This is a genomic window from Pseudomonas sp. NBRC 111123 (genome assembly GCF_001320205.1).
Taxonomy (GTDB): domain Bacteria; phylum Pseudomonadota; class Gammaproteobacteria; order Pseudomonadales; family Pseudomonadaceae; genus Aquipseudomonas; species Aquipseudomonas putida_J.
The window spans coordinates 1-11924 of record NZ_BCAZ01000024.1 but is presented as its reverse complement, the minus strand read 5'-3'; the positions used below and the strand labels follow the sequence as shown (position 1 = coordinate 11924).

The 11924-nt window shown below is 65.0% G+C and carries 12 protein-coding genes; 10 read left to right on the top strand and 2 right to left on the bottom strand.

Features of this window, described 5'->3' with window-relative positions; genetic code table 11:
- The first annotated feature begins 2 nt into the window (after positions 1-2).
- The 8 genes from APH27_RS13935 to APH27_RS13900 all read left to right on the top strand — a co-directional run bounded on the left by APH27_RS13935 (position 3) and on the right by APH27_RS13900 (position 7311).
- On the top strand, positions 3-752 hold the full coding sequence (locus APH27_RS13935) for a GntR family transcriptional regulator (RefSeq protein WP_060485126.1): 750 nt from the start codon (positions 3-5) through the stop codon (positions 750-752).
- A complete protein-coding gene (locus APH27_RS13930; RefSeq protein WP_060485125.1) occupies positions 749-2473 on the top strand; it encodes a fumarate reductase/succinate dehydrogenase flavoprotein subunit in 1725 nt (574 codons plus the stop codon). Before APH27_RS13935 ends, APH27_RS13930 begins: the two co-directional genes overlap by 4 nt.
- A gap of 159 nt (positions 2474-2632) precedes the next feature.
- A complete protein-coding gene (locus APH27_RS13925) occupies positions 2633-2878 on the top strand; it encodes a ferredoxin family protein (RefSeq protein ID WP_008096634.1) in 246 nt (81 codons plus the stop codon).
- Positions 2879-3000: 122 nt separating this feature from the next.
- Positions 3001-4407, top strand: a complete 1407-nt coding sequence (locus APH27_RS13920) for an ABC transporter substrate-binding protein (protein WP_060485124.1) — start codon at positions 3001-3003, stop codon at positions 4405-4407.
- A gap of 15 nt (positions 4408-4422) precedes the next feature.
- The gene (locus APH27_RS13915) at positions 4423-5205 is read left to right on the top strand and encodes an ABC transporter permease (RefSeq protein WP_027916934.1); all 783 of its coding nucleotides are present in this window, start codon (positions 4423-4425) and stop codon (positions 5203-5205) included.
- Positions 5205-6056 (top strand): ABC transporter ATP-binding protein, encoded by an 852-nt coding sequence (locus APH27_RS13910; RefSeq protein WP_060485123.1) that lies wholly within the window; start codon positions 5205-5207, stop codon positions 6054-6056. The genes APH27_RS13915 and APH27_RS13910 overlap by 1 nt, the downstream gene beginning before the upstream one ends.
- Positions 6053-7018 carry a HEAT repeat domain-containing protein gene (locus APH27_RS13905; RefSeq protein WP_060485122.1) on the top strand — a complete coding sequence of 322 codons (966 nt, stop codon included), beginning with the start codon at positions 6053-6055 and terminating at the stop codon, positions 7016-7018. Before APH27_RS13910 ends, APH27_RS13905 begins: the two co-directional genes overlap by 4 nt.
- Positions 7018-7311: a gamma-butyrobetaine hydroxylase-like domain-containing protein gene (locus APH27_RS13900; RefSeq protein WP_027916931.1), complete on the top strand. Its 294-nt coding sequence runs from the start codon at positions 7018-7020 to the stop codon at positions 7309-7311. Before APH27_RS13905 ends, APH27_RS13900 begins: the two co-directional genes overlap by 1 nt.
- Before the next feature lie 76 nt (positions 7312-7387).
- On the opposite strand, the gene APH27_RS13895 is transcribed toward APH27_RS13900, so the two are convergent.
- Together APH27_RS13895 and APH27_RS13890 are read right to left on the bottom strand one after the other, a co-directional pair.
- Positions 7388-8251: an ABC transporter ATP-binding protein gene (locus APH27_RS13895; RefSeq protein WP_060485121.1), complete on the bottom strand. Its 864-nt coding sequence runs from the start codon at positions 8249-8251 to the stop codon at positions 7388-7390.
- Complete coding sequence (locus tag APH27_RS13890) at positions 8248-9822, bottom strand: ABC transporter permease (protein WP_256250585.1); 1575 nt, start codon at positions 9820-9822, stop codon at positions 8248-8250. Before APH27_RS13890 ends, APH27_RS13895 begins: the two co-directional genes overlap by 4 nt.
- Before the next feature lie 297 nt (positions 9823-10119).
- Here APH27_RS13890 and APH27_RS13885 point away from each other — a divergent pair, with 297 nt between their 5' ends.
- Both APH27_RS13885 and APH27_RS13880 read left to right on the top strand, forming a co-directional pair.
- Positions 10120-11157, top strand: coding sequence for an ABC transporter substrate-binding protein (locus APH27_RS13885; RefSeq protein WP_027916928.1), 1038 nt, complete (start codon positions 10120-10122; stop codon positions 11155-11157).
- Between the two features lie 36 nt (positions 11158-11193).
- On the top strand, positions 11194-11924 hold a 731-nt coding region (locus APH27_RS13880), incomplete at its 3' end, for a TauD/TfdA family dioxygenase (RefSeq protein WP_060485119.1).

Below are 11924 nucleotides of genomic sequence, written 5' to 3'. Positions count from 1 at the left end.
CCATGGCCGAACTGCTTCCCCTGTCCCCGGTACCGCTTTACACCCAGCTCAAGGAACTGCTGCGCGAGCGCATCCTCGACGGTACTTATCCACCCCATAGCCGCATGCCCTCGGAAAGCGAGCTGGGCAAGGCCTTCGATGTCAGCCGCATTACCGTGCGCCAGGCGCTGGGCGACCTGCAAAAGGAAGGGCTGATCTTCAAGATCCACGGCAAAGGCACCTTCGTCGCCAAGCCCAAGGCGTTCCAGAACGTCAGCACCCTGCAAGGCCTGGGCGAGTCGATGACGCAGATGGGTTACGAAGTGATCAACCGCCTGCGCAGCTTCCGCCACGTGCCAGCCAATGCCCTGGTGGCGGCGCGGCTGCAGGTCGCGGAGGGTAGCCTGGTCACCGAGATCCGTCGTGTGCGGTTGATCAACCGCGAGCCGGTGTCGCTCGAGCTGACCTGGCTGCCCAAGGCCGTCGGCGAGAAGCTGGAAAAGGCCGACCTGGTCACCCGCGACATCTTCCTGCTGCTGGAAAACGACTGTGGCATCGCCCTGGGTCACGCCGACCTGGCCATCGACGCAGTGCTGGCCGACAGTGACCTGACCCAGGCGCTGGATGTGGAGGAGGGTGCGCCAATCATGCGCATCGAGCGCCTGACCCACACCGCCGACGGTGCGCCGCTGGACTTCGAACACCTCTATTACCGCGGCGATGCCTTCCAGTACCGCCTGCGCATCGACCGCCAGAAGGGGAGCAAGGCATGAGTATCGAGACCCAGGATTACGACATCATCGTCATCGGCGGCGGCACCGCCGGGCCGATGGCGGCGATCAAGGCCAAGGAGCACGACAAGCGACTGCGCGTGCTGCTGCTGGACAAGGCCAACGTCAAACGCAGCGGTGCCATCAGCATGGGCATGGACGGCCTGAACAACGCCATCATCCCCGGCCATGCCACGCCCGAGCAGTACACCAAGGAAATCACCGTGGCCAACGACGGCATCGTCAACCAGGCCGCCGTGCATGCCTATGCCACCCACAGTTTCGAAACCATCGAGCAGCTCGACCGCTGGGGCGTCAAGTTCGAGAAAGACGAGACCGGCGACTACGCGGTGAAGAAGGTCCACCACATGGGCGCCTACGTGCTGCCCATGCCCGAGGGCCACGACATCAAGAAGGTGCTCTATCGCCAGCTCAAGCGCGCCCGGGTCGAAATCAGCAACCGCATGGTTTGCACTCGCGTGCTGCTCGATGCCCAAGGCGCCGCTGCCGGTGTGCTGGGCTTCGACTGCCGCACTGGCGAGTTTCGCGTGGTCCGGGCCAAGGCGGTGATCCTCGCCTGCGGTGCCGCCGGGCGCCTGGGCCTGCCGTCGTCGGGCTACCTGATGGGCACGTACGAGAACCCGACCAATGCCGGCGATGGCTATGCCATGGCCTACCACGCCGGCGCCGAGCTGGCCAACCTCGAGTGCTTCCAGATCAACCCGCTGATCAAGGACTACAACGGCCCGGCCTGCGCCTACGTTACCGGCCCGCTGGGTGGCTACACCGCCAACAGCAAGGGCGAGCGGTTCATCGAGTGCGATTACTGGAGCGGGCAGATGATGTGGGAGTTCCACCAGGAGCTCGAAGGCGGCAACGGCCCGGTGTTCCTCAAGCTCGACCACCTGGCCGAGGAAACCATCCAGAACATCGAAGAGATCCTGCACAGCAACGAGCGCCCCAGCCGTGGCCAGTTCCATGCCGGGCGTGGCACCGACTACCGCCAGCACATGGTCGAGATGCATATCTCCGAGATCGGCTTCTGCTCGGGGCATTCGGCCTCGGGGGTGTGGGTCAACGAGAAGGCCGAGACCAGCGTCAAGGGCCTGTATGCCGCCGGTGACATGGCTGCCGTACCACACAACTACATGCTCGGCGCCTTCACCTACGGCTGGTTTGCCGGTGTGAATGCCGCGCAGTACGTGGCCGGGCGGGAGCTGGCCGAAGTTGATGCCGGGCAGGTCGAGCGCGAACGCGCGCGGGTGTTCGCCCCACTTCAGCGCGAGCATGGCCTGCCGCCAGCGCAGGTCGAATACAAGCTGCGCCGCATGGTGAACGATTACCTGCAGCCGCCGAAGGTGACCAAGAAGATGGAAATCGGCCTGGCTCGCTTTGCCGAGATCGAGCGTGATCTTGAGCAGATGAAAGCCAGCAACCCGCATGAGTTGATGCGCGCCATGGAAGTGTCGGTGATCCGCGACTGTGCCGAAATGGCGGCGCGGGCCTCGTTGTTCCGTGAAGAGAGCCGCTGGGGCCTGTACCACCACAGGGTCGACTTTCCCGAGCGCAACGATGGCGAATGGTTTTGCCACTGCCACCTGAAAAAAGGCGAAAACGGTGAAATGACCAGTTTCAAGAAAGCCGTCGAGCCGTACCTGATCGCGTTGGATGCCGAAGAGCAGACTGCCTATGACCGGTTGAGAGTCAAAGCCAATGCCGCCTGAGCGACACCTCACCTTGTGGGAGCGGATTCACCCGCGAACACCGGCGAAGCCGGTGCCATCCACCGTGTTGGATTCTTCGCGGGTAAACCCGCTCCCACGGGGAAATGTGCAAGCCTCTAGATGAAAGGGTGCCCATGAAGGCCCCAAGGACCCCGTGAAATGGCCTACCAGCCCCAGGAAATCTTCTTTCGCAGCAGCGCTCCGGTAACCATCGATGAAGACAAGTGCATTGCCGAAAAAGGCTGCACCGTCTGTGTCGAGGTCTGCCCCATGGACCTGTTGGCGATCAACCCGGCCACGCAAAAGGCTTACATGGCCTTCGACGAGTGCTGGTACTGCATGCCCTGCGAAAAAGACTGCCCCACCGGTGCGGTCAAGGTCGACATCCCTTACCTGCTGCGCTGACTCATCCCCGCCATCCGGCGAACCACCGGACGCGCCCTCCTGCAATGCCCCTCGTTTCCCACCCCCCAAGCCGGGCGGCGGAGACGATTCCAGAACGCAAAACGATTCGAGGGGAAACACCCATGCGCCTTGTAGCAACCGTGGCCGGCCTCGCGCTGGCGCTTACCGGCCTGAATGCCAGCGCCGAAACCATCCGCATCGCCATCGGCACCCAGGACACCACCATCAACTGCGCCACCGGCGGCTTGCTGGTCCGTGAGCTGGGCCTGCTCGACAAGTACTTGCCGCACGACGGCAAGTACAAGGATGCCCAGTACCAGGTGGAGTGGAAGAACTTTACCAGCGGTGCGCCGCTGACCAACGAGATGGTCGCCGGTAAGCTCGACTTCGGTGCCATGGCCGATTTCCCTGGCTCGTTCAACGGCGTCGCGCACCTGGATGCCGGCAAGCGCAGCTTGTTCATCAGTGTGCTCTCGGGCAGTGTGCATGGCAGCGGCAACGGCATCGTCGTACCGGCGGCATCCAAGGTGCAGTCGCTGGCTGAGCTCAAGGGCAAGACCATTTCCGTGCCGTTCGCCTCCACCGCCCACGGTATGCTGCTGCGCGCCGTCGCGGCCCAGGGCTGGGACCCGCAAAAGGACCTGCGGATCATCGCCCAGGCCCCGGAAATCGCTGGCTCCGCCTTGCGCAGCAACCGCATCGAGGCCCATGCCGACTTCGTGCCGTTCGCCGAGTTGTTCCCCAACCGCGGTTTTGCCCGCAAGATCTACGACGGTGCCCAGGCCAATGCGCCGACCTTCCATGGCGCCCTGGTCGATGCCGCTTATGCGAACAAGTACCCGGAGGTGGTCACCGCCTACCTGCGCGCCAGCCTCGAAGCTGACCGCCTGATCGCTGCCGAGCCGGAGAAGTACAGCGAGCTGATCGAGAAGGTCACCGGCATCGAGGCCGAGGTCAATTACCTGTTCCACGGCCCGCTCGGCCTGCAGACTCGCGACCTGACCTGGAAGCCCGAATACCGCCAGGCGGTGGCCACGTCCATTGATACGCTGAAGTTGCTGAAGAAGACCGACCGCGGCCTCGACACCGACCAGTTCATCGACGACCAGTACATCCGCGCCGCCTTCAAGCAGGCCGGCCTGGACTACGACAAGGCGCTGAAAAACTACGACCCATTGCCGCTCAAGGCCAACGACGCGCTCACTGGCAAGCCGATCACCGACTTCAGCCGCCTGGCGCAGATCTGGGTGCGCGGTGAAGCCAAGGTACGCCACTACGCCTCGCCGGAAGCCGCCCTTGGCGCTCTGGCCCAGCTGGAGCAGGAAGGCAAGGACATCCGCGCCATCTATGCCCAGGCTGCCGACAGTGGCATCAAGCTGCTGGCCAACCAAGCCTGGTTTGTGCGAAACGCCAAGGGTGAGCTGGCCGCTTTCCTGCTCAAGGACCAGGCCGAGCAGTACGCCAAGTCCCATGGTGGTGAAGCGCTGGACTTCGTCAGTGCCAACCAGAAGCTGGTTGCCCAGCGCTGACCGGGAGGTACCGACATGTCCCGCGACCTCAAGCGCTGGCCTGTGCGCCTGGTTTCGCTGCTGGCCTGCCTGCTGTTCTGGCAGGTGGCGGCCAGCGTCAAGCTGGACCTTGGCCTGCTGACCTTCACCTACGTTCCCACGCCGCAGGCGGTGCTGGAGGCGGCCTGGCAGTTGCTGACCAGCAATGCCCTGCTGGCGCACCTGGGCAGCAGCCTGTCGCGGGTGTTTGCCGGATATGCCGCTGCGGCACTGCTGGGTGTGGCCCTGGGCTTGCTGATCGGGCGCTCGAAATGGGCCGAGGACACCTTGCTGCCACCGCTCGAAGTACTGCGGCCGATACCTGCGGTGGCGTGGATCCCGCTGGCGATCCTGATGTTCCCGTCGTCGGAGCTGTCGATGGTGTTCATCACCTTCACCGGTGCGCTGTTCCCGATCCTGCTCAATACCGTGCATGGCGCGGAGGCCGTCGACCCACGCCTGGTCGCTTCGGCGCGCAGCCTCGGTGCCGGGCGCTGGGCGATCCTGCGCGAAGTGATATTGCCTGGCGCGCTGCCGAGCATTGTCACCGGCCTTGCCATCGGCATGGGCACTTCGTGGTTCTGCCTGGTCACCGCCGAAATGATCGCCGGGCAGTTCGGCATTGGTTACTACACCTGGGAGTCGTACACCTTGCAGAACTACCCGGACATCATCGTCGGCATGCTGCTGATCGGCGTGCTGGGCATGGGCAGCAGCGCGCTGGTCAAGCGCCTCGGCGCATTCGCCACACCCTGGTACCGCACGCGGAGGGCCAGCTGATGAGCAGTTATCAACAGGTACCCGGGCGCATCGATGGGCATGGCCTGTCGATTCGACTGGGGCAGGGCCGCGAAGCCTTCGAGGCGGTGCAGGGCCTGGACTTTGCCGTGGAGCCGGGCGAATTCGTCTGTATCCTCGGGCCGTCCGGCTGTGGCAAGTCGACCTTGCTCGGCGCCCTGGCCGGGCACCTGGTGCCGAGCAGCGGCCAGCTGAACGTGGATGGCCAGGCCATCGCCGGGCCTTCGCCGCAGCGCGGCATGGTGTTCCAGCACCACACCTTGCTGCCATGGCGCAGCGTGCTCGACAACGTCGCCTTCGGCCTGAAGATGCAAGGCCTGGGCAAGGCCGAACGCCGCCAGCAGGCACGCGAAATGCTGCACCTGGTGGGCCTGGCCGACTTCGCCGAGCGCTGGCCCAGCCAGCTTTCCGGTGGCATGCAGCAGCGCGCCGAAATTGCCCGGGTGCTGATCAACCGCCCGCGCCTGCTGTTGATGGACGAGCCTTTCGGTGCCCTGGATGCGCAAACCCGTTCGCGCATGCAAGAGCTGCTGCTGGATATCTGGGCGCGCATCCGCACCACCGTGGTGTTCGTCACCCACGACATCGACGAAGCCTTGTTCCTGGCTGACCGCATTCTGGTAATGAGCCCGCGTCCCGGTCGCTTTATCGAGGACCTGCGCCTGGATTTTGCGCGCCCACGCCGCGCCAGCCTGCTGACCAGCCCTGAATTCACTCACCTGAAACGCCATTGCCTGGCCTTGCTGCGCCATGAAGAGGGCCGCGAACTGCCGCGCCTGACGCCGCTCGGCCTGCCAGCCACCGACCATCCGCCGCTAAGGATCGCGCTATGACTGCACGAAACACCGACAACCGCGACATTCTCCAATTGCTGCCACGCCTGGAAGCCGACGATGCGGGCGTGCGACGCATTGCCTTGATCGAGCTGGCCGACCTTGAAGACCCCGATGCCTTGCCATGGCTGACCGATGCTGTGCTGGTCGACAGCGCCGACGAGGTGCGCGCCGAAGCCGCACGGTTGCTGGAGGCCTGGGAGGAACCTGAAGTGGTTCAGGCATTGTGCGCCGCGCTGGCCGATGCGGCCGAAGGGGTCCGCCTGGCGGCGGCGCAGAGCCTCAGCGAGCTCAAGAGCCCAGAGGCCGGGCTGCTGATTTTGCCGTGGGTCGGCCATGCCGAGGCCTTCGTCCGCGCCAGCGCTTTGCGTGCCCTGCGGGAGCTGCGCCTGGAGGACGCCGCGCAACCGGCACTGCAGGCGCTTCGGGATGTGGACGCCGCAGTGCGCCGGGAGGCCGTGGGCATTCTTGGCTGGCTCAAGCACGAGCCAGCGCTGCCGGCCTTGGCCTTGCTGGCCGAGCGTGAGCCGGACACTGATGTCCGCCGCGCCGCCATCGGCGCCCTCGGGCTGGCCCGTGATAGCCAAGTGTTGCCAGCGTTGGTCAGCGCCTTGAGCGACCCGGCCTGGCAGGTGCGCGAGGAAGCCGCCACGACCTTGGGCAAAGTAGGCCACGCACAGGCCGGCCCGGCCCTGGTGGCCGCGCTGGGCGATGGCTTCTGGCAGGTGCGCCTGCGTGCAGCGCGTTCATTGGGCCGGTTGCGCCATGCTGAGGCGCTGGAAGCATTGGCAGAGTTGCTCGGCCACGGTATCGCCAACCTGCGCAAGGAAGCCGCGTTGGCGCTGGGCGAACTCGGGCAGGCCCGGGCTTTGCCTGCGTTGCAGGCGGCGCAAGCGGATAGTGACCCAGAAGTGCGCAAGGCAGTGCGCATCGCCCTGACGCAGTTGCGTGGGGCTGCCTGATGGCGGCGCCAAGCGCGATTCGCAACCAGCGTGGGCCTGGCTTGCTGGCCCTGCAATGGGCCGATACCGAGGCGATCATCAGCCATGCCCGCCTGCGCGGCGCCTGCCCCTGCTCGCAATGCCGGTCGGCGCGCTTGCAGGGGCGGCTGTCCGTGGTCAGGGACGATGTGCGCGTCGAGCGGGTGGTGGCGCAGGGGTACGGCGTGCAGTTGGTGTTCAGCGATGGGCATGAGCGGGGTATCTATCCCTGGGCCTACCTGCGCACGCTTGGCGAGCCAGCACCGGCCTTGTAGGAGCGGCTTCAGCCGCGAAGCAGGCGGCGCGGTAGATGGGCACCGGCTTTGCCGGTGTTCGCGGCTCAAGCCGCTCCTACAGGGCGATCAACTCGGGCCTCAGGCCCTCTACCCGGCGCGCCGGTGGTGGCAAGTAACCGCCGTCACCGGTGATCTGATGCAGGACCTTTTCGCGCAGCCCATGCAACGCCACACCCGTGCGCAGGCGTGGATGCGGCAGGTCGACTTCCACCACCGACTTGATTCTTCCGGGGCGCGGCTCCAGCACCACTACGCGATCGGCAAGGTAGGTGGCTTCTTCGGCATCATGGGTCACCAGCAAGGTGGTGATGCCAGCGCGCTCGCGGATGGCCAGCAGTTCGTCCTGCAACTGCTGGCGGGTCAGTGCATCGAGTGCCCCGAACGGCTCGTCGAGCAACAGGATGCGCGGGCTTGCCACCAGGCCACGGGCAATCGCCACGCGCTGGGCCATGCCGCCAGAGAGCTGGTGCGGGTAGGCCGACTCGAAACCGACCAGGCCCACCAGTTGCACGAACTCGTGCACACGCCGGGCGCGTTCGCCCTGGGTCAACTGTTCATTGACCAGGCCCAGGCCGATGTTCTGCTCTACCGTCAGCCAAGGGAACAAGCGGTGTTCTTGAAACACGATGCCGCGCTCACCGCCAATGCCGCGGACCGCCTGGCCATCGACGCGGATACTGCCGCTGTAGTCGGTGTCCAGCCCGACCAGCAGGCGCAGCAGGGTCGACTTGCCGCAGCCTGAGGCGCCGACAATGGCGATGAACTCGCCTTCATTGATGGCCAGGTTGAAATTGCGGATGGCCTCGAAGGGCTGGCCGTCGACGCTGAAGACTTTGCCTACGCCTTCGAAGCTGACCAGCGGCGGCGTGGTGTCGGCCTGATTGGCCGCGAGCAGGTGTGAAGCATTGAAGGCGTTCATGCGGTTCTCCAGCGCGTGGCGCGCGATTCGAGGCGTTGACCGAGGGTGCCGAGCAGGGCGCCGACCAGGCCGATCAGGAGCATGGCGGCCATGACCTGGTCCATGCGGAACAGTTGCTGGGCGCCGATCATCAGGCTGGCAATGCCGCCGTCCGAGGGCATGAAGTACTCGGCGCCGAGGGTGCCGAGCCAGGCGTATATCAGCGACAGGCGCAGGCCGGCGAAGATGGCCGGTGCGGCCCCCGGCAGCACCAGCAGGCGCAGGCGTTGCCACAGGTTCAGGCGCAGTGTGCGGGCCGCTTCGCCCAATTGTGGCGACAGGCTGGCGATACCCCGCTGGGTAGCGATCAGCAGCGGGAAGAATGCAGCCAGGCCGACGAACACGTTCTTGGCCCCTTCGCCCAGGCCGAACCAGGCGGTGAGCAAGGGAACCCAGGCGAACAGCGCCACTTGGCGCAGGGCCGACAGGCTTGGCCCGAAAAGGCGTTCGGCATTGTGGGAAAGCCCTAGCACCAGCCCGCTCAGCAAGCCGGCGCTGCCCCCCAGGAGCAGGCCGGTCAGGGTGCGCTGCAGACTCAGCAGCATGGCCTCTGGCAGCGAGCCATCGGCCAGGCCGCTGAACAGGGTGCGCAGTACGTCCAGTGGTGAAGTGAGGATGTTCGGGTCGATCCAGCCGAAGCTGCTGCTCGCCTGCCACAGCGCAAGCAGTGCTGCCGGTAGCAGCAGGCTTTGCCAGCCCCGTGGGATGGGACCGCGCTGTTGTTCGCCGGTGGCCGGTTGCGGCCAGTGCAACAGGCGCTTTTCCAGGGCCGAGAAGCCACGTTCCAGCAGCGCGCCGACCAAGCCGATCACCAGGATGCACAGCAGCACCAGGTCGAGCATGAACAGTTGCCGGCCCCAGACCATCAGGTAGCCGATGCCTTCGCTGGAGGCAAGCAGTTCAACGGCCAGCAACGAGGTCCAGCCAGTCGCCAGGGCCAGTCGCACACCGGTGAGAAAGGCGGGGAGGGCGGCGGGCAGCAGCAGGCGCAGGAACAGCAGGTGGCGTGGCAGGCGCAAGGCGGCGGCAGCTTCACGCAACTTGGGCTGGGCATCGCGCACGCCGACCAGGGTATGCAAGGTGACCGGTACCACTACGGCCTTCACCAGCACCACCAGCTTGAGCAGCTCGCCGATGCCGAAGAACAACATGAACAGCGGGATCCAGGCCAGGGTGGGGATCTGCGCGAGGGCCACGAAGGTTGGCAACACCAAGGTCTGCGCATGGCGTGAGGTGCCCAGCCAGGTGCCGAGCAGCAAGCCGCTGCCGATGCCCGCCAGTAGCCCCCAGAACAGCCGCTGCAAGCTTATCCACAAGTGCCCCCAGAGCTCGCCTGAGCCGAACTCCAGCGCGCTCTGCCACACCAGCGAAGGTGCCGGCAGGATCTGCTCGCTCATCCAGTGCTGCCGGCTCGCCACCACCCATATAACGGCAAGCGTCACCGGCACCAGGTAGGCGCGGCCTTGTGTCGCGAAAGGGCCGCGCAGCGGCCCCCGCTGCCACCACGATCTCCTGCTAAGAACTCCATTCATCGGCCATCTCTCGAAGCGTTCCAATGTTATTCACTTAAGGAATTAAAAATTTACAGAAGTGACTTTCAAGAGATAAGAGCATGCAAGCCATGCATGCGGAACCCCCGCGCCATTGCGTTTTGCTCATATTTTCCATGCGTTTCTCGCAAGCCCTCCCGCGCCCCGCATGAATCCTCATTTATGTCTTTCAGTTACTAAAAAATGAAGTTTTGATCTTTGTAGGTTCTAACCAGACCTGCCTAGCTTCTGGCCAACGCGCCGGCCATCGCCGGTGGCAGCCTGCCAAGGAGCCTTGCCATGAAAACCCCATTGCGCCACCTGATTACCGCCCTCGGTCTGGCCTTCACCCTGAGCGCTCACGCTACCGAGCCGGCCAAACCCGAGAGCATCCGCATCGCCGTGCCCGACCTCAGCGCCGGCAGCAAGCACAGTGCTGGCGGCGTGGTCGATGTACTGCGTGACCAGCAACTGCTGGAAAAAGAATTCGCCAAAGACGGCATCCGCATCGACTGGCACTTTTTCAAGGGCGCAGGTCCTGTGGTCAACGAAGCCTTGGCCAACGGCCAGGCCGACTTCGCCTACCTGGGCGACCTGGCGGCGATCGTCGGCAAGGCCAACGGCCTCGACACCCGCGTGCTGTCTGCCGGCGTGCGTGGGGTGAAGAGTTATCTGGGCGTGGTGCCGGGCTCCGGCATCAAGACCCTGCACGACCTCAAGGGCAAGCGTGTGGCGGTATTCCGCGGCACCGCCAACCAGTTGTCGTTCGCCAGCGCGTTGGCCAGCCAAGGGCTGTCCGAACGCGACCTGAAAGTGATCAACCTGGACTTCAACGCTGCCAACGCTGCCCTGGCCGCCAAGCAGATCGACGCCACCTGGGGCTTGTCCAACCTGCTGTCGCTGCGTGAGCGCGGGCTGGTCGAGCTGCCGGTCAACTCCCGCGACCTGGAAGGTGCCGGTAGCACCCAGGCGGTGTTGCTTGGCACGGGCGATTTCATCCGCAAATACCCTGAGCTGGTGCAGCGCCTGGTCAATGCCCAGGAACAGGCCGCCAGCTGGCTGCGCGACGAGCACAACCGCGATGCTTTCGTCGACCTGGTGGCAAGCAACGCCAACTGGCCACGCAGCATCCTCAGCGATGACCTGGCCAAGGAAGACCTTGCCCATTACTTCGATCCACGGCTGGATGCCGACTTCGTCGCCCAACTGCAACAGGGCGTCGACCTGGCCGCCCGCGAGCGCTTGATCCGCCGTGGCTTCCAGGTTTCCGAGTGGATCGAACCACGCTTCCTCGATGCCGCGCTGCAACACCAACAGGCCGTGCAGGCCGCCCGCTGAACCCACAACCCGACCATGACCGCAAGGACCACGACCATGAGCAATGCCGCACTGGCCTCCGCGCCACACGCCCTCGAACTCGACATCCACCCGGTTGCCGGCCGCATCGGCGCCGAGATCCGTGGGGTGAAGCTTTCAGCCGACCTGGATGCCGCCACCCTCGACGCCATCCAGGCCGCCCTGGTGAAATACAAGGTGATCTTCTTCCGTGGCCAGACCCACCTGGACGACCAGAGCCAGGAAGGCTTCGCCAAGCTGCTCGGCGAGCCGGTCGCACACCCCACCGTGCCGGTGGTGGACGGTACCAGCTACCTGCTGCAACTGGACGGCGCCGAAGGCCAGCGGGCCAACTCCTGGCACACCGACGTGACATTCGTCGATGCCTACCCCAAGGCCTCGATCCTGCGCAGCGTGGTGGCGCCGGCTTCCGGCGGCGATACCGTGTGGGCCAATACCGCTGCGGCCTATCAGGAACTGCCCGAGCCACTGCGTGAGCTGGCCGACACGCTGTGGGCAGTGCACAGCAATGAATATGACTATGCGAGCCTCAAGCCCGATGTCGACCCGGCGAAACTTGAGCGTTATCGCAAGGTGTTCACCTCGACCGTGTACGAGACCGAGCACCCGGTGGTGCGGGTGCACCCGATCAGTGGTGAACGGGCGCTGCAGCTGGGGCATTTCGTGAAGCGCATCAAGGGCTATTCGCTGGCAGACTCGCAGCACCTGTTCGCGGTGCTGCAAGGGCATGTGACACGGCTGGAGAACAC

Excerpts from the sequence above, each read along its gene's own strand:
- APH27_RS13935 (WP_060485126.1), top strand. The coding sequence starts at position 3 with ATGGCCGAACTGCTTCCCCTGTCCCCGGTACCGCTTTACACCCAGCTC.
- APH27_RS13930 (WP_060485125.1), top strand. The coding sequence starts at position 749 with ATGAGTATCGAGACCCAGGATTACGACATCATCGTCATCGGCGGCGGC.
- APH27_RS13925 (WP_008096634.1), top strand. The coding sequence starts at position 2,633 with ATGGCCTACCAGCCCCAGGAAATCTTCTTTCGCAGCAGCGCTCCGGTA.
- APH27_RS13920 (WP_060485124.1), top strand. The coding sequence starts at position 3,001 with ATGCGCCTTGTAGCAACCGTGGCCGGCCTCGCGCTGGCGCTTACCGGC.
- APH27_RS13915 (WP_027916934.1), top strand. The coding sequence starts at position 4,423 with ATGTCCCGCGACCTCAAGCGCTGGCCTGTGCGCCTGGTTTCGCTGCTG.
- APH27_RS13910 (WP_060485123.1), top strand. The coding sequence starts at position 5,205 with ATGAGCAGTTATCAACAGGTACCCGGGCGCATCGATGGGCATGGCCTG.
- APH27_RS13905 (WP_060485122.1), top strand. The coding sequence starts at position 6,053 with ATGACTGCACGAAACACCGACAACCGCGACATTCTCCAATTGCTGCCA.
- APH27_RS13900 (WP_027916931.1), top strand. The coding sequence starts at position 7,018 with ATGGCGGCGCCAAGCGCGATTCGCAACCAGCGTGGGCCTGGCTTGCTG.
- APH27_RS13895 (WP_060485121.1), bottom strand. The coding sequence starts at position 8,251 with ATGAACGCCTTCAATGCTTCACACCTGCTCGCGGCCAATCAGGCCGAC.
- APH27_RS13890 (WP_256250585.1), bottom strand. The coding sequence starts at position 9,822 with ATGAATGGAGTTCTTAGCAGGAGATCGTGGTGGCAGCGGGGGCCGCTG.
- APH27_RS13885 (WP_027916928.1), top strand. The coding sequence starts at position 10,120 with ATGAAAACCCCATTGCGCCACCTGATTACCGCCCTCGGTCTGGCCTTC.